Below are 22667 nucleotides of genomic sequence, written 5' to 3'. Positions count from 1 at the left end.
ATAAGATTAAGACGAATAATGATCTATACCATGGCTAAAATTTGTGAAGATCACAACCATTAAATTATCAACTTTAGATAATAAAAAAGGTTTATCTCCGAAGAAATAAACCTTATTCATTAAAGTAATGTTTGGTGATTTTAAAAGTAACAGAAGTCGTTACTATAAAATCAGTTAAAAATTATTGATAAATTACTTAGTTTTAGGACCAGACGTAGGTGGTGTTGATTCACCTATTACTAATTTAGAGAAAGAAACGCTAGTGTAGTCGCCATTTGATTTATCTGTTGCCCAAACACCTGTACCTGGACAAGCGGTATACCAAAAAGCTTCGTCGTCTTTAGTACTACATTGGTTATAAGCACCGGCTTTAAAGTAGTTGCCGTCAAGTGCATAACCATAAGGGTTATCTAATGGATCAGGGTTGCCGTAAGCATCAACATTGTTTGATAAATCTATTTCATATTTAACTTCAGGGTGATCTTTCGCAGTAAAGGTTAAATACATGATATTTTCATGAACATTAATGATATAACTGAACTCTTCACCTAAAGCTATACCTTCAGCGCCTGGGTCGCTAGGATCGGTCCAAATATTTCCCCACACAGGGTAGGCAATATCAGTTCTGTTTGGATCATCTTTAGTTAAGTTACGTTCATAGTTCCAAAATACAGAGCCTTTGTCGTGATTTGGCCATTTCTTGTAATAAATTTTAATTGGTTCATTACCCCAACCAAAATCACCTTTACCTTTAGTTGCTTGCTGTAACTTTTTGTTTTTATCTGCATGAATTTGACCAACAACAACCGAGTAAGCTGGACGTTTATCAGGATAGCCTGCTCTTACCGATACGGCGTCTACTTTTAGTGTTGCTTCCATTTTTCCGCCTACAGAAGCGAAGTGCTCTGATAACGGATTGACAGCGATGGTGAAGTTGTTACCTGGATCATGGGTGCCAATTTTTTTGTTGTCACCACGAAACATTTGACGTAATTCACTACGCGTATTTGATGAACCACTTGTTGTTGTGGCTTTGTTTGGTACGGTAAATACCATATAACCATCATCGTCTAGATAAAAAAAGTCAGGATGAGCGTATGTTTGGATATCTACAACATCAATTTCATCAATTTTTCCGTTATTGTCGGCATCTAACGGTAATGTGATTTTCCAGTGACTTAGGTCAAATTTATCAGCAGGAACTGGACCTGATACTTGTTTAGTTTCTGGGGTTGTGGAATTACAAGCTGCCACTAGGCAAGCTAGACTAATTGAAGCAAATAAAGTTTTACTTGTTGATATTTTATTCATAAAACACTCTCTTATTATTAATACATATAATGGATTAGTTCCATTATTGAATTTAGTAAATTATATTTTATTTATTGCTGTTTTAGGATAATCAATATTTATTGACTATCTGCTACCCTAATACTGGCATTATTGATTATTATTGGCTCTTTAGTTTTACCACTTCGGCTGCCTAAATTTTCAATATTAGTTAAGCTCTGTTCTGAGCCACTAATGATTTTACCAAATACAGTATGCTTTCCATCCAAGAATGGCGTAGGGGTAAATGTTAAAAAAAACTGACTGCCATCAGTGCCAGCTCCTGCATTAGCCATACTTAATGTACCAGCAGTATCATGAGTGGCTTTGTCATCAAACTCACCATTATATTTATAACCAGGATTACCAGAACCCGTGCCCGTAGGGTCACCACCTTGCGCCATAAATCCTGGAATGACACGATGAAATGTCAAATCATTGTAAAACCCTAATTTTGTTAGGTATATGGTACTAGAAACATGCATAGGTGCAGTGTCAGTTAATAATTTTATAGTGATATTACCTTGGTTAGTTTTTAACTCCCAAAAATAATCTTTGCCTTCAGTAAAGGTGAGTAAAGGTGGCTTGGTTAATTTGGTTTTCCAAGTAGGATCTTTTTTATCTACTACTTGCTCAGTGATAAATTTATTGATTTTATTAAGCGCAATATCACCGCCGCAACATGCGGTAAGAGGTAGAACTAATAGCAATACTGCAATAATATTATTTTTATACTTCATACAATTGGCCTTGTAGTTTTTAATCACTCATTTTTTGAATTGTAATATAAAACTAAAGCCTGAAAAACTACAGCGATATAAACAAAAATCCGACAGTTAAAGCTGTAAAACAAATTTTACCTTGAAGGTTTAATTCGGTTAATACAAATTCAATTGCCGGATTTTATCTAAATACAGAATCACTAATGTAATAGTAATGCTGTATTTAGTTATTCTTAAATACTTTTAATTTACTTCGTAATATTACTTAGCGAATAAAGTATTAAAGTAATCGAAAACTACAGGTACGTCGTTGTTACCAAGACCAGCATCAACAGCAGCTTGTAAGTTAGCAGAAGTACCTTGAGCGATTAAAGATTCGCCGCCTAAGTCAGCAACCATTTGGTTGAAGTAACCAAGATCTTTGTTAGCGTTAGCTACAGAAAAACCTAATTTTTCTTCGCCGTCTACAGCGTAGAATTTAGTGAATTGCATAAATGGTGAGTTAGAAGGACCAGCTGACATGATGTCAAATAATTGTTGGCCATCAACACCAGCAGCTTTTGCAACAGCAAATGCTTGAGACATAGCAGTAACAGTAGTCATACCAATGAAGTTATTGATTAACTTAGTTGTGTGACCAGCACCTAAAGCGCCAAGGTGGAAAACGTTTTCGCCTTGCTCGTCAAGAACTGGCTTAACTTTGTTGAAAGTTTCGATATCACCAGCAGCCATGATGTTTAATAAACCATCTTTAGCGTGTGCAGGAGTACGACCTAAAGGAGCATCGATCATGCCACAACCTTTAGCAGCAAGGTCTGCGCCGATTTTACGAGTAGAATCAGGAATAGAAGTACCAAAATCGATTAATGTTTTACCTTCTGACATACCAGCTAAGATACCATCTTCAGCGTAAACTACTAATTCAACAACTTTTGAAGTAGTAAGAGCAAGCATAACGATATCGCTTTTTTCTGCTAATTCTTTACCAGAAGAAACTTCTGTAGCATTGCCACGAGCAATAACTTTTGCAACAGCATCTTTATTAAGATCCATTACGTTAACTTGAAAACCGCGTGTTTGTAGGTTTTCAACCATGTTGCCGCCCATAAGGCCAAGACCGATAAAACCGATTACTGGTTTAGACATTTTCTAACTCCTAGAATGATTAATGTGTATTTAAATTTAAAGCTAAATTTATATTTTCATAATATACGCATGTGACCAATTTATCAATCTCAAAAGATGATTTAATTACCAATTCTTGGTTTTTCTATATCTTTGGTAATATAGGTTGGCTGTAATATTATGTTAATTGGTAATTCATCTGGTTGTTTTTTATTTTAAAACAATATATTAGCTATTTTCGAAAGAAATTGTATTGATTCTAAAGCAAGAATGATTATAAAGAAACATTCTGCGACACTTGTGTGAAAATATAATTAATTAAACTATTTTGACTGAGCTAGTTAATATAAATAAGGTTAGCAAGAATGAGTTGATTAGATTAAAATAACGGTCAGTGAGTTGCTAGCTAATTATGAATTACTCTTGAATATATTCAATAATATTTCGCTGAATATATTGCTCTGAATTCATCGGCCTTGACTATGGTATTCTTGAATATGTGACTCTTAGATCACCAGAGGCCTGATTATCAACTACTTTAATTAGCACAAATAATATAACAGCTAGTTTCTCAGTCGTACGCTTTAGCTTTAACATATTTAGCTTTAACTTAGTTGTTAAAACCTACAAATTATAGAAAACTTGGCTATAGCGACCCTACAATAAAAGGTGTAAGTAAATCGATGGATTATTTTGAACAATTAGGTGTAGGTCGAGATGCAACAACGACTGAAATTAAAAAAGCTTATCGCAAACTTGCTAATAAATATCACCCAGATAAAAATAATGATAGCGGTATTGATGTTGAAGAGCAGTTTCAGCTAATTAAAACCGCTTATGACACGCTTTCAGATCCTCAAAAGCGTAAATTATATTTAAAAAGTAATTATACCTTAATTACTGACCCACGAGAGGTTGCTGATTCATTTTGGCAAAGTGCATTAAGTTAACTTTGTAGCTGCAACCGCACTTTGTAGCTTCAGCCGCATAACAGAGCCTTGTTTTAAACTTAAACTTTCATTGATACATACCAATTAGGAATAAATTTTGCAAACTGACCAAAATATACCTGATTATTTAACCGATGACTTTTCTATGTATTTAGAAAATATGAGTTCGTTAACCGATCCTGAAAACCCAGAATTACTATCCATTTATTTAAAAAACGTATTTGACCAGTTAAAAGCGAGTCCTTTGTTATTTAGTGGTATGGTTGATCAACTTGCTATGGCAATCACAACTAAAATTAGAATAGATAGCAAAAACCTAGCATTACTTGATTTAAGCAATGAGCCTGAATGGGCAGACGTTAAGCCTTTTATAGGTGTACATGCTGATGCAAGGGCTTGTATCACAGTTATGATGAATGAAGCTGAACAAGACTTAAAAATAGCCATATTACTTATTCATTTTTATAATCGTTATGATGCAACACCACTAAAAGCAGAAGAAGATGATTTTGAGCAAGTTGATGATTATGAATCAGAAGATTTTGATGAGAACTATTAATCTGATTTTTTAGATATTGGTTCCATCTTTTAATTTTTATATTTTTATTTCTCTACAATAAAAAGCCCAGTTGATATAAAGGCTTTTTGGGTTAAAAAAACATACTTCTAAGGAAATACAGTGACAAAAAATGCATTAATTCTCGCTACCGATATTATCGAAATAGCACAACAAAGTGGTAGACGCGCAGGTACTTCATTAGAAGCTATTGCATCTGAGCAAGGCGATGAAACAATGCTTGCGGTGTTAACTGAAATGGATATTTTAACGGTAGCAAAAATAGTACGAGAGCATGATGCGACAATTCCTTCTATTGCCACTTGGTTAATGGATGCAGAATCAATTAAGCAATTATTAAATGTTGAACCGTCTTATTGGCAAAACATGGACGAAGATAATGTTTTTTGTGCGCAAACAGAAGCACACAGTTTATTATCACAGATTTTTCTTTCTACAGATGATGACGTGAAACAATTAGAGGTTTTACAGGCTATTGTTGAAGATGACTTCGGATTACTATATTTATCTTTGCCTTTTGTTGGTCATGATTTTTCAGAAATAGAAGAAGATGAAGAACAAACCTCGGGTAGTATTGAAGAGCTATTAATGAAAATAAAATCATTAAGCGAAGAGGCATACCGTGAAGTAATGACAGTTAGTAGTAATGGTGCACTAGACAATATTGAAAAAATATTAAAACAAAATGCTAATAAGCAACGTGTTAGTTCGGTTGAAATGGATACCGACGATATGTTTGCGCCACTATAAAATATCATACACGCGTTAACTACCGCTTTATAGGTACATAAATAAGGTTCATTAATGAGAATTGCAGAGTTAAGAAACCACCCGTTTTTATTGTTGATATTAAAAGATGGGGAAAACGACGGTTATTTTTCAGAAGAGTTAGCCCATAAGATCAAACAACAATTAATTGATATGTCTTTACGTATAGCATCAGATAATCTATCAATTATTTATGCAGACCAAATCAGAAAAGGCTGTGAAATTGTTCTTGGTATTACCAATTTAGGTTTGTTAGATCTTTGTGGTAATGACAGTGAGCAAGCGAAAGAAATCATAAAAACTCAAGGAATTGTTTACTGCTTCAGAGCAGGCTGGGCGAAATACGCACAGTTAAAAAAAATATCACCTTCCTATTTTGAGAGTATTTCTCTTAATAGTTATGCTTTAGGTATTAACGACACTTCAGATATTAGTGCTTTGCATGCTAGCTTTATGAAAGCAGGATATAAAAGTGCCAAACTATTAGATGTATATAAAAGCATTGCGGATAGTTATTGCGCTAGTACCTTGTTGATTGATGAGGACGAAGAAGTTTTAATTTTTGAATTACAACGTTTTCTTAATAGCGCTGTTGCCTTATTAATGATTGGCTCAGATAAAAAAGTATTTACTAGCTCTATATATCAAAACCTTATCGACTATTTAACAACGACAGAATCAGAAGTATTAGTTGAAAATTTAGAGGCAAGTATTGTTCAACTTAAAGCACAATTGTCGCTAATTACTAAAAACTATCTTCAAGAAATTGAATTGTTAGATTTTAGTGAATTTAAAGGTATTATCAGCCAACATGTTGATGTTGAACTTTTTATGCCTGAAATTTTAGAGCTGCCTATTACTATTTCTAATGAATTAAATGATGATTTCGATGGCGGTTATGACTTTCACTCTGATGATGAAGATGATATTGCTTACTTAAGGCCTGATGAGTATTAAATTACATTTAGACTAGAGTGTTAAACCCAAGCATGAAACCCAAATATTAAAATAAGTTGGGAGTTAATCAGTGCTCTGGCTTAAGTTATAATAGCTTAAGTCGAGTGAGTTGTTCACTAAGGTCTGTTGATTAAAAGAATTTACTGAACAACAGGCGGGAGCTTAAATTTTTATCATCATCTACTAATGGACTATCGCTTATTCCCGCACCAAACCAAGTATAATCAAATGCAATTTGAGTAAAACCACCCCATAAAATTGGTGTTGATATTGAAATACCAATAGCAGTATTAACTGTTGATTCACCTTGGTATTGGTAAGTATATGGATTAACTTCGTTTGCTTTTACGCCGTAGTAATAATTAACATTTTTTGCATCTAAATAGCTTACACTGACTTTAGGTTCAAAAAATAACGGCCCTCTACGTATCACTCGAGATAGATTCGCAGTTGCCTCAAAGCCATTTGATCTTCCCAGCACGTCATACATACCAGAAAAAGATATTTTCCAATCACTTTTTTGATAATTCAATCCAAAGCCAGCATCCATTGAAAACTTTCTTGGCGCCATATTTTCAAAAATATAACTGTCAGAATCATCAAATCCTTGAAACCTAGGAGCTGCTTGTAGGCTTAATTTTATATCATAAACTTGAAAAGCATCATAACTAACGAAAGGACCTAAAATACGAAAGTTTTCACCACGATAACCAATAATAGGTAGAGGTATAACCTTGTAGTCATAACCTTTATAGATTTCTTGTACTATACCTAAACCAAAGCCATACAATAATCCATTGGGTTCTATTCGCTCTCGAGCATCACCTCTATTTTGTTCTGCAAAGGCGGTAGAAGAGAGTAAGGCTATAAGTAAAAATATAGAGTAAAACTTCATACTCACTCCTTTATGCTAGCGTTAACGGTAGATTTTAGGTCAGGTCAGGTTTTGTTTTGAATGAGGTATGCTTGAATAAAACCTCTAAACAAGTTTATATAAAGTTGTATAGAGGTTTGAATATTTCGTTGAATTAACATAGCAGAATTATAATGTTTTGGGCTATTGCTAACTATTTAGAGAAGGAATGGAGTATAAATCTCGCTTTTCACTATTCTTACGTTTAATTTCTTCTAATGCCTTGGTTTCTACAACATCAAATAAAGAATTAATTAAGCGATTAAAATGACCGTGCATAGCATGTCTAGCTTCGGTCGCATTGCCTGATTCTAAAGCAGTATAAATAGCTTTATGCTCAGCTAAGGTTTTAGTGTTGTCGCTACTACACACACTGTCGTAATCATCAATAATTTCAGGTGTTAACGAACGTAGTCGCCATAAGTTTTCTACTGATAAAATCATTGCGGCATTGCGTGTTGAATTAGCTATTATTTTATGAAACTCTTCATCTGCTGCTTCAATATCCTTGCCTTTTTCCATGGCAATTAGCGTTGCATTAAGCTGTTTTAATTCATCTCTATTGATAGTTGTTGCCGCTATTGCTGCAACTTCACCTTCAATAAGGGCTCTTGCCTGAGTAACTTCAAAAGCGTTAATAATTTCATTGGAGTTAGTATTGTTACCTGTGTCTAGAACGTAAACGCCTGAGCCAGTCTTAACTTCTATTTTACCTCTAACTTCTAAAGCTATTATTGCTTCTCTAATCGTTGGTCTACTTACGTCAAATGTTTCAGCAAGCTCTCTTTCTGGCGGTAATCTACTTCCAGTTGAGTAATGGCCTGAGTCGATAGAGGCTTCAATATTTTCGACGATTCGCCAAAACAACCTGCGGTTACTCATAACTTTTCCTTAACAATAACAATATAAGTTATATAAACATTTTTATAAAAACTTAAAACTAATAAATTATTTTGCACAGCTATGCAAATTTGGTGTGCATTATACGGTAATTAAAACAAAGAGTAAAAATACTTATTGTTTGTCAAACACAATTATTACCTATAAAAATAATGCGCTAATTTTATAAGTTACACTAAAGGTATTGGTAATACAAGATGGTAACTATCATTGCTTGATTGGTAATGTTGATTGGTAATATAAATCCATTGACAATTTGATGCTAAATTGGTTACATTGATGTAAGTAGCACACAGTGGCTATCAACATATTATTATAAATAACAAAATATCAAATATAAAATATAAAGTAGTCAGGGGAGATAAAGATGAAATTAAATAGAATTAGCTCTGTTCTTAGAGCCAATAGAACAATCAAAAATAAAGGGAAGGCAGCACTCGTTACGTCTGCTTTTTTAACCTTATTAAATGCAACTGCTTATGCTGAAGAAGCAGTTGCAACTTCAACGTCAGCTGAAACTGCAGCTCCAACTGCAGCTGAAACAAAAGCAAAAAAATTAAAAACTAATGAAGTTGAAGTAACAAATGAATACGGCGATGTTGAAGTTATTGAAGTGCAAGGTATGCGCGGTACAATGACACGTTCATTAAATGAAAAGAAAAACAACGCCGCTATTGTTGATGCTATTGCTGCTGCAGACTTTGGTGATTTACCAGGTTTATCTTTATCTGACGTTATTGAAAACATTTCAGGCGCTTCTGGACACCGTTTAAAAGGTAGCCAAAACGAAATTTCAATCCGTGGTCTTGGCTCCTACTGGGGGTACGCAACTTTCAACGGTCGTACTATTACTAACTCTGGTGAAGGTCGTGCTGTTAACTTTAAAAAATTCCCATCTGACTTAGTTGATAAAGTAACTATTTATAAATCACAACAAGCTAATTTAGTTGAGGGTGGTACTTCAGGTACTATCGAAATTGGGTCAGTTCGTGCTGTAGATTATGGTAAGAGTAAAACTTCAGTTGAAGCACAAGCACAATATAATGATTATTATAGTGATACAGGTAACCAATCGCCATGGGGCGGTAAACTTACCATTTCTACCATTCAAAGTTTCGAAACAGAAAACTTTGGTGATATGGGCTTTAGTTTAGGTTATGTACAAAGCAAATCAGCTAACCCTGAAGAAAACTATGGTAGTAGTACAACACTAGCAGCTTGTAGTTTTAAAGCGGCCGATGGTTCACCACTTGAAGTAACCAATGGCGATAATGAGCGTTGTGGTGATCGCGACACTGATCCTGCTACAGGCATGCCAGACAATGCTACTATGGTAAGTCCTGGCCGTTCTGAAGACCTTGTTACTTTAGGGCCAAATGCAGATCCTGATATTTATGGTGTGAATGGTGCAGATCATTTAGCTAAATTTGATCCAAATTCAATATTCTACATTCCTGATGATTCATACTGGCGTACCGGTGACGATAATGATGAACGTTCAAGTATTGTAGGTACTTTTCAATGGGTACCTAATGATCAGTGGGACATTAACTTTGATTACGCGCAATCTCGTTTAGAGTATACCGAAGAGCGAATGGAGTTAGCACAAGAGCGTGGTAAACAACTTAACTCTGACACCCTTATTTTTGACTCTACAGGTACTCTTCTTTATGAAGAAGGTATGGGTAAATTAACTTTACAAGGTGAAGATCGTAACCAAGTAGATGAATTTGATGGCTATGGCTTAAATGTTGAATTTTTACCAAGTGATAACCTTACGTTAGCTGTAGATGCTTCATATAATAAATCTTACCGCTCTCGTGTACGTCAACGAGCAAAATTCCGTAACGATTCTACTACAGCGTACTCGTTAGATTCTCGTGGAACTGTACCTAAGTTATATCTTGGTGATAGCTTAAATATTGATGATGCTAATTTTTATTACAAGAATGTTAACGGTGAGTTAGTTCAAAATGAAGATTACGCTGGCCCAGCATTTGATGTAAGTTCTTATGATAGTTTCATTGGCTCTGATGGTACAGCTTATTTAGAATATGGTCGTGAGAGTACTGACACTCAAGATGAAATTTGGGCAGTTAAATTTGATGCTGAATATACTATTGATGACAACTCTTTCTTCTCAGCTGTAGAAGCCGGTATTCGTTATTCAAGTGAACATCTGACTGATTATGCTGACATTCAAACTGCATTTAATGTTGAAGATGGTTCACGTCGTCCGATTGATGATAACTGGAATTCAGGCGATAACGAGTTTGATGAAAACTACCCAGCTGAACATGTAACATTGACTAATGCAGCAGCAGATTGTGGTAGTAATGGTCATAGTTTTGATGGCTTTATGGCAGCATCTGGTGGTGATGGCGATGCTACTGATTTCATGACATTTGACTCTAAATGTATTATAGGTGCATATTTAGGTGGCGTAGGTTTTGCTAACGACCCAGCAACAAATGACCCAGATATAGGTTATTACGATATAGGCCCAAATCCGGATCAACAAAGCGGTCAATTAGTTGATGTAACAGAAGATATTACCGCTGTTTATGCTATGGCTTGGATCGATACTGAAATGGCAGGTTTACCAGTAACAGGTAATATGGGTATACGTTACGTATATACTGCAACAGAATCAACTTCTTGGGCGCCTAATGCTGTTCTAACTGAAATAATGGGTACTGATGATCCAACTACCCCAGATGTAGATGAAAGTGAAAATTCATATTGGCAAACTGCATATACTACGGGTCCTATATCATTAGAAGATGATTACTCAGAATGGTTACCAAGTGTCAACCTTACTTTCCATTTGTCAGATGAATGGTTATTAAGAACAGCAGCATATCGTTCAATGTCTCGTTTTTCATTAAATGCTATGTCAGCGGGTCAAGTTATTAGTGACTGTGGTAGCTCGAGTGAAGGTGATGAAGATAGTTCATGTAGTAGCTATGATGATCAGTTACAAAATGGTGTTGCTCAAGGTAATATGATGGCACCTTATACCGCCAACAACTTTGATTTATCACTTGAATGGTACCCATCTTTAGATGTAGCTGTAACATTAGCTGGTTATTTGAAAAAGTTTACTGGTGGCACTGAATTAGTAACAGAAAACCGTGTACCTGAAGTTACTAGTGTTTATCTTGATGGTACTACAACGGTAGGACCTTACAGTCATTCTATTCCTTTTAGTGCAAACCAAGTAAAAGAAGAAGTATCAACCATTAACGGTTTTGAATTGACTTACCAACAGCATTTTACTGAATTACCAGGCGTATTAAGTGGATTAGGTTTTAAAGCTGCTTGGAACCATGCGGTGTCAGATTTTGATAGTGTAGAGCCAGCAAACTGGGGTATATCTCCAGATGCTAACGTAATGGGCTTCTCTAAAAACGTAGGTTCAGGGTCTATTTATTGGGAAGGTGATGATTTATCAATGCGCCTAATGTATAAGTACCGTTCTCGTTACTTCCAACCTAATAACTTACCTTTCCCTCACAAAGCTAACCGTTGGGTAGAAGATAGTGATTATTTAGATGCCGCTATTAAATACAAGTTTAACAAGCATTTCGAAGTATCACTTAAAGCGCTTAACTTGTTAGAAGAAGCTCAGGTTATGACTCGTGGTACAGGTACAGTATCTGATTACTCATACTCAGGTCGTAAGTTCTTCTTAGGCATGAAAGCTAAGTTCTAAGATATAACTTTGTAAGTTATATAGGGCTCTCTATTACAGGAGTAGAGAGAGCCCTATTTATTTCCAGTTAAACAGCTCACTTATTTTTCCACTCAATATTTCAATTAAATACTATATTTAAAAGAGAGATTCATGTATTCAATAAAGACTCCTCGTTATTTTAAAACCTCAATTCTTTCTGTTTTTGTTCTGTTGGCGTCAAGCCAAGTTGCCGCAAAAGATTGGTTGGTCAAAACCCAAGACGCTTATCAAGCAGCACTGAAAAAAATTGAAGCAGGCGATAAAATTATCCTTGCTGATGGTACATGGAACGATTTTGAAATCCTTTTTAAAGGTAAAGGGACAAAAGAAAAACCGTTACAATTGACGGCACAAACCAAAGGTAAGGTTATCTTATCTGGGCAATCAAATTTAAGATTAGCGGGTGAACATCTTATTGTATCCGGTTTGGTATTTAAAAATGGTTATACGCCAAGCAATGAAGTCATTGCATTTAGAGCCAACAAAGACGAATTAGCTAACTACTCACGTGTCACCGAAGTGGTTATTGATAATTATAGTAATCCAGATAGATTCGAATCAGATTACTGGGTAGGTTTATTCGGTAAATATAACCGTTTTGATCACAGCCATTTAGTTGGCAAAAGAAATAAAGGCGTAACCATGGCGGTTCGTTTAAATACGGAAGAAAGCCGTGAAAACCACCATAGAATTGACCATAACTATTTTGGCCCAAGACCTATATTTGGCTCTAATGGTGGTGAAACCTTACGTATAGGTACTAGTCATTATTCACTATCAGACTCCCTAACAGTAGTTGAAAATAACTACTTCGATCGTTGTGATGGTGAAGTAGAAATTATCTCGGTTAAATCAGGTTCAAATAAACTGCTTAACAATACTTTTTTTGAATCACGAGGTACGTTAACACTACGCCACGGTAACGGTAATGTTGTTGAAGGTAATGTATTTAAAGGTAACGGTGTTGATCACACCGGTGGTATTCGTATTATCAACCGCGATCAAGTAGTTAGAAATAATTACTTAGCAGATTTAACCGGCTATCGCTTTGGTAGTGGTTTTACTATCATGAATGGCGTTCCTAACTCGACTATTAATCGTTATCATCAAGTTGTTAATGCAACCGTTGAAAATAACTCATTTATTAATGTTGAACACATTCAATTAGGCGCGGGTAGTGACGCTGAGCGTTCAGCAGCACCTAAAGATTCAAAGTTTAGTAATAACTTATTTTTCAATGCAGATAATAAATCACCATTCTCTGTTTTTGATGATATCAGCGGTATTTCATTTGTTGATAATGTGTCTAACCTTTTAGAAGACAATGAAATTAAGTCAGGTATTAATGTTGATATTATGACCTTGGCTAAAGCAAGTAATGGTTTAATGTACCCAACAGAAAGTAATATAAATGTTGGTGTTGCAAAAGACTTAAAACCAACAACGAAAGCTGACACCGGTGTTTCTTGGTACGAGAAAAAAGAACCTATTGTTGAGTTTAATTCAGGTAAAACAATTAATGTTACGGCGGGTGAAAATGCTATTTTTGATGCTGTAGAAAAAGCTTCTGACGGCGATACGTTATTATTAGCTGAAGGTACCTATGTAGAAAACAAAATTGTCACTATTAATAAAACTTTAAGTATTAAGTCAGTAATTCCAAAGCAAGCTAAAGTGACTTTTAGTCGCTCTACATTGTTTGCAATAGTTGACCATGGTAGTTTAAATATAGATGGCTTGACAATTTCAGGTAGTGAAAGCCCTGACTCTACAGGCAATACTTTAATCAGAACCGCTAAATGGGGCATGACGGTTAACTATCGCTTTACGATGACAAATAGCATTATTGAAGATTTAACCATTAATCATTCTTTCCACTTCTTTGATTCGGGTAGTCGCGCTTTTGCTGATAGTATTACTGTTTCAGGTAACACATTTAAAAATATTACTGGTGACATTTTCCGCTTAAACAAAGAGCAAGATGACCTAGGTATTTATAACGCCGAATATTTAACGATTGAAAACAATAGCTTTAAAGACGTTGGTGGTAGTATTGTTAACTTATACCGCGGTGGTAAAGATGAAAGTACTTTCGGACCACATTTATCATTTGTTAACAACAAAGTTATTGATTCTTCAAAAGATAAACGTAATAAGAGCTCTGCAAGTGTTTTTGTACACGGTGCTCAGGTAGTTTTAATTACCGAAAACACTTTCAATAATTCAGCGCCTATCATTATTGAACACACTGTCGGTGAGCCAGTAACTGTGATTACAGATAACAAATTTGTACAAACAGATGTTATTGATGTTGTAGAGTTATATGCTCCAATGCCACATACAGCTGAGCTGAAGAATAACCAATATAGTAAGTAACTTGATAGTTTAAACAAACTAATTAGCTTATTTAACTTATATATTAGTTAAAAATATATGAGTAATTAATTTTGCTAACCATCATTTGACGTTGGTTAGCAATATACATTGCAAATGAACACCCCAAAATTTAATTAAGTATTATCAGGAGAGTCCTATGAGCCAGAGTGACATTTTTACATCAGTAGACACCGCAGAAATTGAAGATATAGGCGGCGGTTTAAAACGTCAAATGTTAGGTTACAATCATGAATTAATGGCTGTTAAAATTTATTTTGAGAAAGGTGCTATTGGTTACAATCATGCTCATCGCCATTCTCAAGTAACTTACGTAGTTGAAGGTGAGTTTCACTTTAACATTGATGGTGTAACAACAATCATGAAAGCAGGTGATAGTTGTTTAATCCAACCATGGGCAGATCATGGTGCTACTTGTCCAACAGGTGGTATTTTAATCGACACTTTCAGTCCTCCACGTGAAGACTTCTTACCTGAAGGTGTTTTCGACAATATTGATGTTGAAAAGCTTAACAGTAAACCTGCGGAGACTAAGTAATGGAATTAAAAGGATTACGTTGGTGGGTTATTGCATTAATTGCATTAGCTACCGTTATTAACTACATTGACCGTTCGGCATTAAGTGTTTTATGGCCTGATATTGTAGAAGAGTTATTCCCAAATGAAACAGCATTAGAGCGTAAGCAAATTTATGCAAATATATCGATTGTTTTCATTTTATCTTACGCCTTTGGTCAAGCAATCTTTGGTAAGATTTTTGACTGGGTTGGTACACGTTTAGGCTTTGTACTTTCAATTGGTGTTTGGTCTATTGCGACAGCATTGCATGCTTTTGCACAAGGTGTTTTAAGTTTCAGTATCTTCCGCGCTATTCTAGGTGTGGCAGAAGCGGGTAACTGGCCAGGTGCTGCAAAAAGTAATGCGGATTGGTTCCCAACTAAAGAACGTGCTTTAGCACAAGGTATTTTTAACTCAGGTGCTGCTATTGGTGGCATTATTGCAATCCCATTAATTGCTTACTTAACGGTATACTTTAGCTGGCAAATGGTTTTTGTTGTTATTGGTGCTGTTGGTTTATTATGGTTGATCCCATGGTGTATTTTAGTAAAAGCTCCACCAGGAAAACATCCTTGGATTACAGCAGAAGAACGCGAATACATCTTAAGTGGTCAAAAAAATACTGAATCTACTGAAGAAGTATCTGAAGAAGATGAGTACAACCCAACCACAGGTCAAATCCTTAAGCACAAACAGAGCTGGGGCGTAATTATTGCTTCTGCGGCAATTGACCCAATTTGGTGGTTATTTGTATTCTGGATTCCAATTTACTTAAACGAAGTATACGCAATGGATGTTAAATCAATTGGTATCTACGGTTGGGTTCCTTATGTTGGCGCTATGTTTGGTGCTTGGTTCGGTGGTTTGTTAGCACAAAATCGCTTAAAAGCAGGCTGGAATACTGATAAAACTCGTAAGCTTACCATTACTCTAGGCTGTTTAATTATGCTACCTGCGTTATTAGCTATGGCTAATCCTGGTGGTCCAACTATGGCTGTAATTATCATGGCTGTTATCTTATTTGGCTTCCAAACAGCAATTGGTAACGTACAAACTTTACCAAGTGATTTATTTGGTAAGAAAGCTGTTGGTACTTTATCTGGTTTATCTGGTATGGCTGCAAAATTAGGTGCATTAGGTTTAACTGCATTAGTTCCAATCTTAACTGCAGGTGGCAACTATGCTCCAGCCTTTATTATTGGTGCTTCGTTAGCGGTTACAGCAATACTTGCTGTTTGGATTCTTATTCCAAAAATTGAACCTCTTAAGCCTAAAGCCTAAAACAAAGCTTGAAACCAAGAGTAGAGTGTTTATACTATTTTTAGACTAGTTAAGCGCTATAGCTAAGAAATAGAATTAATTTAGTCGATAATATGGTAACGTATTATCGACAATTTTTTATTTAAGATAAAATTAAGAAGGTTTTGTAAATGAAAAACATTTTTTTATTCGGCGAATGTATGATTGAACTGATGTCGGCTTCTAAAGAAGGCTCATCAAATACTTTGAAGCAATCGTTTGCTGGAGATGTTTTTAACACCGCAGTTTATCTAAAGCGCACTTTTTCAAAAGTAAATACGCATTTAGTAACCGCCGTGGGTAAAGACAAATTTAGCCTTGATATGATCGAATATTTCAAAAGTGAAAATATTAGTTCAGATTTTGTTTTTCAGTCTGAAACAAAAATCCCCGGTTTATATTCTATTCAACTTGATGATAAAGGTGAGCGTAGCTTCACTTATTGGCGTAACGACTCTGCCGCTCGTCAAGTTATGCAACACATTGATGATGAAGTAACTAATTTATTATCAAAAGGTGATATGTTCTTCTTTTCAGGTATTTCTTTGGCTGTTATTGAGCCACAATCAAGAACTGCATTCTGGGCTTTAATTGATAAATTAAAAGCTGCTGGTGTGCAAATAGTTTTTGATCCAAATTACCGTCCTCGTATGTGGACAGGTCCTGAAGAAGCGCAAGAACAGTTTGAATTAGCTTTACAAAAATCAGATTTATCGCTACCTGGTGTTGATGATTTTGAACAATTATTCGGTATGACTACCGTTGAAGAAGTTAATAATTATTGTAAAACGTTTGATTTAAGTGAACTAATCATTAAAAATGGCGAACAAGGTATCTTGGTAGTGGTTGACGGAGACGTTTCTCACTTTGCTATTACACCTGTAGAAAACGTAGTTGATACTACGTCGGCTGGTGATTCATTTAATGGTGTTTACCTCGGTGCTCGTGCTGAAGGTTACTCTGTAAATGATTCAATTACCTTAGCATCGAAAGCAGCCGGTTTCGTTATACAACATAGAGGTGCTATTGCACCAGCAGATGAGTACGATACGTTTATCAAAGCTCAACTGGCATCAGTTTAAAATTTAATAAGGATCTATCATGAGTTCTTTCTCATCTTTAATGGGTACACAAACTCTTTTACCTATCATTCAAGCAAATACTGCTGAAGAAGGTTTAAACATTGCTAAAGCAATGGGCGCTGCAGGTATTAACTTAGTTGAAGTAGTATTACGTACTCCTGCATCTTATGACGTTATTAAGCTTATCAAGCAAGAATTACCAGACATGATTGTTGGTGCAGGTACTATTCTTGACGAAGCTATTTTAACTAAAGCATTAGAAGCAGGCTCTGATTTTATTATCACTCCAGCAACGTCAGCTAAATTATACGAAGCCTTAGCTAAGTGTCCGGTACCTGTTGTTCCTGGTGTTTCTAATGCTTCTGATATTTTATTAGCTTATGAAAACGGTTATACCGAAGTTAAACTTTTCCCAGCTTCTTTAGCAGGTGGCGTACCATTTTTAAATGCAATGTCTTCTGTATTCCAAACCATTAAATTCTGTCCTACTGGTGGCGTTAACGCTGCAAACAAGTCAGAATTCTTATCACTTCCTAATGTTATTGCTGTTGGCGGTACTTGGGTTGCAGATAAAAAATGGGTTCAAAACGAAGATTGGGCTGCTATAACAGCGGCTTGTGTTGACGCATTAAATTAATCGCTTAATAAATCCATCATTTACTATAAGAAAATAATATGACCAAATTATCTGATTTAGTACCTACCGGTGTTATCACTGGAAAAAATGTATTTGCTTTATTTGAATTCGCTAAAAGTAATAACTTTGCCTTACCTGCTGTTAATGTAATTGGCACAAGCTCGGTAAATGCTACGTTAGAAGCGGCTCGTAATGCTAATTCTCCTGTAATTATTCAGTTGTCTAATTCAGGGGCTGCATTCTTTGTGGGTAAGGGAGCTAACTTATCAGGTATCGAGGCTTCGGTAGCAGGAGCTTCGGCTGCCGCACATTACGTACGTAGTGTTGCCAAGTATTATGATGTGCCTGTTATTTTAAACACTGATCATGCTGCTAAGAAATTATTACCATGGATTGATGGGTTACTTGATGAAAGTGAAGCCTATTTTGAATTACATGGTGAGCCATTATATAGCTCTCACATGATTGATCTTTCAGAAGAGACTCTAGAAGATAATATCGATATTTGTGCACGTTATTTAGAGCGCATGAGTAAGATTGGTATGACATTAGAGATTGAATTAGGTTGTACTGGTGGTGAAGAAGATGGCGTAGATAATACTCATCTTGATAGCTCAAAATTATACACGCAGCCTGAAGATGTTGCTTATGCTTATGAGCGTTTAATTAAGATCAGCCCTAACTTTATCATTGCTGCTTCATTTGGTAATGTTCATGGTGTGTATAAACCAGGTAACGTTACGCTTACGCCTAAAATTTTGAAAAACTCGCAGTTGCATGTTGCTGAAAAGTTTGGCTTAGCAGCACAGCCGTTGAATTTTGTTTTTCATGGTGGCTCAGGCTCAGATGCAGCAGACATAAAAGAAGCTATCTCGTACGGTACTATTAAAATGAATATTGATACTGATACGCAGTGGGCAACCTGGGATGGTGTATTAAATTACTATCAAGAGAAAGAAGGTTATTTACAAGGGCAAATTGGTAACCCTGACGGTGAAGATAAGCCGAATAAGAGTTATTATGATCCTCGCGCTTGGTTACGCAAAGCTGAAGAATCAATGTCTGCCCGTTTAAAACAGTCTTTTGCAGAGTTAAACTGTATCGATAGATACTAATTTCACCTGTTCACTTTTGACATTGTTATTATCGCAGTCATATTTTAGTAATATTTGAAAAATGCCGTTAAGCTTGCTTAACGGCATTTTTTTAATTGAATTGATGTTATGCATAAGAGATTTTATATAAGCGATAATTAACGATGAACCCTCTAGCTAAAGAAAAGTACCTGTAAGTGTTTACGAGGTTGTTTCTAACGGCTCTTTTATAATGTGTTGCTTGGTTACTTTTTTCTTAACCGCTTGATCTAATTTAATCATATATGAATTTCTTCCTATACCATTAAACTCCTCGTCAGTGAAAATAACGGTATTATTATCAGAAAACGTTACCGCCTCCTTTTGCGTTACTATACCTAACTCTATTTTATAAGCATCACCAGAGAAAAAATCATCACCTTGCCAGTTTTCAAATAACCATAAACGCTCAGAGTCCAATAAAACTAACTTAGTACGATCAGGGCTCAATGCAGCAGATGTTATCCAACATAACGTCGCATGAGTGGTACAAGTATTAAAATTACTTACAAAGTCAGCTTGGAAGTTAGCCGCATGATCGCCAATTTTATATAAGTTGGTATCACCATCAAATGGCTCTGTTCTATTTTTAGAGAATAAATATAACCTTCTTTTGTAAAACACAAAGGCTTCTAAATCAAAATTCTTTTCTGATGCTTTTGGTGGATAATTTAATTGCTTTGGAAAGGTAAATTTAATTATTTCGGCTTGGGTTTCAGTGCCTTTAATATCTATGGGGTTTTCAATTTTATAGACGGTAAACCATTTTCTTATATTGTCATTATTGCCAAAGTCGCCTATGAAAAAATGTCCAAAATCATCTTGAGTCATGTCTTCCCAGTCAACATTTTTTGCGTTGGTAATAGTAATAGATTTACTAACACTACCATCTTTTTCAACGCGATGAAGTAGGGCACCGTTGTCACCGTCATTTATTGCCCAAAGGTTGCCTGCTTTATCAAATTCAATACCAGAGACTTCTTTTAATTTACTGTCTAAGGTAAAAAGCTTACTACTATAAAGTTGATAGGTAGCGGTAAGTGCAATAGCTAATACAGAAAAACTACTAACAAATAGCGCGGCGTAAATGGATCGTTTTATCATGAAATGCCCGAGTAAAACTGAATGTTAACAGTAAATATTGTTGATAACTCATGTTGCGTAGTCGTTATGCTTATTTATTGATTCAGCTAAATATTATTGCTCGAAGGTTATAACTTTAATGTCATTAAATGTAGTAATTTGCTAATTTAACTAAAGTAATATTCGAAGTAAAATATAAAATTAATTTACTATAAAATAACACGAATTAACTTATTTTTATGCTGTTTTTTAATTTGATCCGAACTTCATCAGTGAAATTTAATCAACTATGTAACCTGAATACGGGATAAGCAAAATGCTACAACAGCCTTAATTATCCGTATTACTGCGTTTTGATAGCTCCCAATAACCCGTTATTGGCTTCGCTTTCCCGCCTTGTACTACGAATAATTAAAACTATTGTAGATACGTGAATACAAGTAGTTGATATTTTTATACTTTACAATTTCATTATCCCGAACTCAGGTTATGTAAATATTTTAATCGTAAATTCGTTTTTTATCGCAAAATGGTAAGTCATAACAGAGTGCTATGACAATATATTTAGTTTTTCATTGTTCGTGACTAAAAATCAAACAATTAATATAAAGAGATGGTGGGGTTCTGCTGCTTAATACTATATAATACGCGCCTTAAAATTGTCTATCTCATCAGCAACACTAGGAATCTCTTTTGATCACTACATCAAACATTACTATGCAATTTGGCGCAGAGCCGTTATTTGAAAACATTTCGGCTAAATTTGGCAACGGCAACCGTTATGGTTTGATCGGCGCAAATGGCTGTGGTAAATCAACGTTTATGAAGATACTTAGTGGCGAACTTGTGCCAAGCTCAGGTAATGTTTCTGTTACTTCAGGCAATAAAGTCAGTACTTTAGGACAAGATCAGTTTGCTTTTGAAGAGCATAACGTTATCGATACCGTTATTATGGGAGATATGGCGTTATGGAAAGTAAAACAAGAACGTGACGCTATTTATGCACAAGCTGAAATGAGTGAAGCCGATGGTATGCGCGCTGGTGAATTAGAAAGTGAATTTGCTGAAATGGACGGCTACACCGCAGAAAGTCGTGCAGGTGAAATCCTGCTTGAAGCAGGTATTGAAGAGTCTTTCCATTTCGGGCCAATGGCGAATGTTGCCCCAGGTTGGAAGTTACGTGTTCTACTTGCTCAGGCTTTATTTGCTAATCCTGATATTTTATTACTTGATGAGCCTACCAACAACTTGGATATTCATACTATTAGTTGGTTAGAAGGCGAATTAAATAAGCGTAAATGCACCATGATTATTATCTCGCATGATAGACATTTTCTTAACTCGGTTTGTACCCATATGGCCGATATTGATTATGGCGAGCTACGTATTTACCCTGGTAATTACGAGTTTTATTTATCTCAATCAGCGTTATTACGTGAACAGTTATTATCAGGCAATGAGAAAAAAGAAGCAGAAATTGCTGAACTTCAAGATTTCGTAAATCGTTTTGGCGCTAATGCGTCAAAAGCAAAACAAGCTAGTTCTCGCGCTAAGAAAATGGATAAAATTAAATTAGATGATGTTAAATCATCAAGCCGTATTACCCCGAAAATTGCTTTTGCGCCAGGTAAAAAAATGCATCGTCAAGCGTTAGAGCTTGAAGGTTTGACGCATGGCTTTGATGGCGAAACATTATTTAGCGATGGTGATTTATTATTAGAAGCGGGTGCTAAGCTTGCTATTATTGGTGAAAACGGTGTAGGTAAAACAACTTTATTACGTTGTTTAATGAATGAATTAGAGCAAACAGCGGGTGTTGTTAAATGGTCTGAAAATGCCTCTGTTGGCTATTGTCCACAATCGAGTGGCTCATTCTTTAATAACGATTTAACGTTAATGGATTGGATGTCGCAATGGCGTAGACCTTGTCACAACGATTTAAGTGTACGTGGCATGCTAGGTCGTATGTTGTTTACTGATGATGATGCTAATAAAAAAGCACGTAACTGCTCTGGTGGTGAAAAGAACCGTTTATTATTTGGCATGTTAATGATGGCTGATGTTAACGTACTTATAATGGATGAACCAACCAACCATATGGATATTGAAGCGATTGATGCGCTAAATAATGCGTTGAAAGACTTTGAAGGTACGCTTATTTTTGTAAGTCATGACCGTGAATTTGTTTCAAGTTTAGCCACACGTATTATTGATATTAAAGATAAAAAGCTAATCGACTTCCAAGGTACATTAGATGAGTACCTTGATAGCCAAGAAAAAATGAAAAAAATAGCGTAATTATTAGAATTACAGGCTAAGTCTGCAATATAAAACTACCGCTAAGCCTAGAGTATGAGGCTAGGTTGTTAGGTATATAACAATCTGTGAATATTACGAGAAAAGTTAAGTTCATTTTATGATGTTCTTAACTTTTTTGTTTATTTTGAATGTAAATAATACCAAATTGATTAAGTTCTTTCCCACTCAGCGAGAATTAAAAGGTT

18 protein-coding genes are annotated in these 22667 nt (G+C 35.4%); 12 read left to right on the top strand and 6 right to left on the bottom strand.

Features of this window, described 5'->3' with window-relative positions; genetic code table 11:
- Positions 1 to 192: 192 nt before the first annotated feature.
- The 3 genes from CWS31_RS11770 to CWS31_RS11760 all read right to left on the bottom strand — a co-directional run bounded on the left by CWS31_RS11770 (position 193) and on the right by CWS31_RS11760 (position 3197).
- On the bottom strand, positions 193 to 1311 hold the full coding sequence (locus CWS31_RS11770) for a polysaccharide lyase family 7 protein (protein WP_101342534.1): 1119 nt from the start codon (positions 1309 to 1311) through the stop codon (positions 193 to 195).
- A gap of 98 nt (positions 1312 to 1409) precedes the next feature.
- Entirely contained in the window at positions 1410 to 2069 is a 660-nt protein-coding gene (locus CWS31_RS11765) for a peptidylprolyl isomerase (RefSeq protein ID WP_101342533.1), read from the bottom strand.
- Positions 2070 to 2312: 243 nt separating this feature from the next.
- Positions 2313 to 3197, bottom strand: coding sequence for an NAD(P)-dependent oxidoreductase (locus CWS31_RS11760; protein WP_101342532.1), 885 nt, complete (start codon positions 3195 to 3197; stop codon positions 2313 to 2315).
- 662 nt (positions 3198 to 3859) lie between these two features.
- On the opposite strand from CWS31_RS11760, the gene CWS31_RS11755 reads away from it, so the two are divergent.
- The 4 genes from CWS31_RS11755 (at position 3860) to CWS31_RS11740 (ending at position 6428) form a co-directional block, all read left to right on the top strand.
- Positions 3860 to 4126, top strand: coding sequence for a DnaJ domain-containing protein (locus CWS31_RS11755; protein WP_101342531.1), 267 nt, complete (start codon positions 3860 to 3862; stop codon positions 4124 to 4126).
- 97 nt (positions 4127 to 4223) lie between these two features.
- Positions 4224 to 4685: a hypothetical protein gene (locus CWS31_RS11750; RefSeq protein ID WP_101342530.1), complete on the top strand. Its 462-nt coding sequence runs from the start codon at positions 4224 to 4226 to the stop codon at positions 4683 to 4685.
- 120 nt (positions 4686 to 4805) lie between these two features.
- Complete coding sequence (locus CWS31_RS11745; protein ID WP_101342529.1) at positions 4806 to 5453, top strand: hypothetical protein; 648 nt, start codon at positions 4806 to 4808, stop codon at positions 5451 to 5453.
- A gap of 54 nt (positions 5454 to 5507) precedes the next feature.
- On the top strand, positions 5508 to 6428 hold the full coding sequence (locus CWS31_RS11740) for a DUF6178 family protein (protein ID WP_101342528.1): 921 nt from the start codon (positions 5508 to 5510) through the stop codon (positions 6426 to 6428).
- 130 nt (positions 6429 to 6558) lie between these two features.
- On the opposite strand, the gene CWS31_RS11735 is transcribed toward CWS31_RS11740, so the two are convergent.
- Complete coding sequence (locus CWS31_RS11735; protein WP_101342527.1) at positions 6559 to 7323, bottom strand: MipA/OmpV family protein; 765 nt, start codon at positions 7321 to 7323, stop codon at positions 6559 to 6561.
- Between the two features lie 168 nt (positions 7324 to 7491).
- Positions 7492 to 8223, bottom strand: coding sequence for a FadR/GntR family transcriptional regulator (locus CWS31_RS11730; protein ID WP_101342526.1), 732 nt, complete (start codon positions 8221 to 8223; stop codon positions 7492 to 7494).
- 385 nt (positions 8224 to 8608) lie between these two features.
- Between CWS31_RS11730 and CWS31_RS11725 the strand changes: the two genes are divergently transcribed.
- The 7 genes from CWS31_RS11725 (at position 8609) to fbaA (ending at position 19062) form a co-directional block, all read left to right on the top strand.
- On the top strand, positions 8609 to 11956 hold the full coding sequence (locus CWS31_RS11725; RefSeq protein ID WP_101342525.1) for a TonB-dependent receptor: 3348 nt from the start codon (positions 8609 to 8611) through the stop codon (positions 11954 to 11956).
- Positions 11957 to 12088: 132 nt separating this feature from the next.
- Positions 12089 to 14353: a polysaccharide lyase 6 family protein gene (locus CWS31_RS11720; RefSeq protein ID WP_101342524.1), complete on the top strand. Its 2265-nt coding sequence runs from the start codon at positions 12089 to 12091 to the stop codon at positions 14351 to 14353.
- A gap of 157 nt (positions 14354 to 14510) precedes the next feature.
- Positions 14511 to 14909: a cupin domain-containing protein gene (locus CWS31_RS11715; RefSeq protein WP_101342523.1), complete on the top strand. Its 399-nt coding sequence runs from the start codon at positions 14511 to 14513 to the stop codon at positions 14907 to 14909.
- Entirely contained in the window at positions 14909 to 16210 is a 1302-nt protein-coding gene (locus tag CWS31_RS11710) for an MFS transporter (RefSeq protein WP_101342522.1), read from the top strand. The genes CWS31_RS11715 and CWS31_RS11710 overlap by 1 nt, the downstream gene beginning before the upstream one ends.
- A gap of 149 nt (positions 16211 to 16359) precedes the next feature.
- Positions 16360 to 17310, top strand: a complete 951-nt coding sequence (locus CWS31_RS11705; protein WP_101342521.1) for a sugar kinase — start codon at positions 16360 to 16362, stop codon at positions 17308 to 17310.
- Between the two features lie 19 nt (positions 17311 to 17329).
- The gene (gene eda / locus CWS31_RS11700; protein WP_101342520.1) at positions 17330 to 17947 is read left to right on the top strand and encodes a bifunctional 4-hydroxy-2-oxoglutarate aldolase/2-dehydro-3-deoxy-phosphogluconate aldolase; all 618 of its coding nucleotides are present in this window, start codon (positions 17330 to 17332) and stop codon (positions 17945 to 17947) included.
- 38 nt (positions 17948 to 17985) lie between these two features.
- On the top strand, positions 17986 to 19062 hold the full coding sequence (gene fbaA, locus CWS31_RS11695; protein WP_101342519.1) for a class II fructose-bisphosphate aldolase: 1077 nt from the start codon (positions 17986 to 17988) through the stop codon (positions 19060 to 19062).
- 180 nt (positions 19063 to 19242) lie between these two features.
- Here the strand turns inward: fbaA and CWS31_RS11690 are convergent, their stop codons facing one another.
- Positions 19243 to 20184, bottom strand: coding sequence for a hypothetical protein (locus CWS31_RS11690; RefSeq protein ID WP_101342518.1), 942 nt, complete (start codon positions 20182 to 20184; stop codon positions 19243 to 19245).
- A gap of 672 nt (positions 20185 to 20856) precedes the next feature.
- On the opposite strand from CWS31_RS11690, the gene CWS31_RS11685 reads away from it, so the two are divergent.
- Positions 20857 to 22461, top strand: coding sequence for an ABC-F family ATPase (locus tag CWS31_RS11685; RefSeq protein ID WP_101344183.1), 1605 nt, complete (start codon positions 20857 to 20859; stop codon positions 22459 to 22461).
- Positions 22462 to 22667 lie beyond the last annotated feature (206 nt).

The sequence above is a fragment of the Colwellia echini genome, from assembly GCF_002843355.2.
Classification (GTDB): Bacteria; Pseudomonadota; Gammaproteobacteria; order Enterobacterales; family Alteromonadaceae; genus Colwellia; species Colwellia echini.
This window is presented reverse-complemented; position numbering and strand designations above follow the sequence as displayed.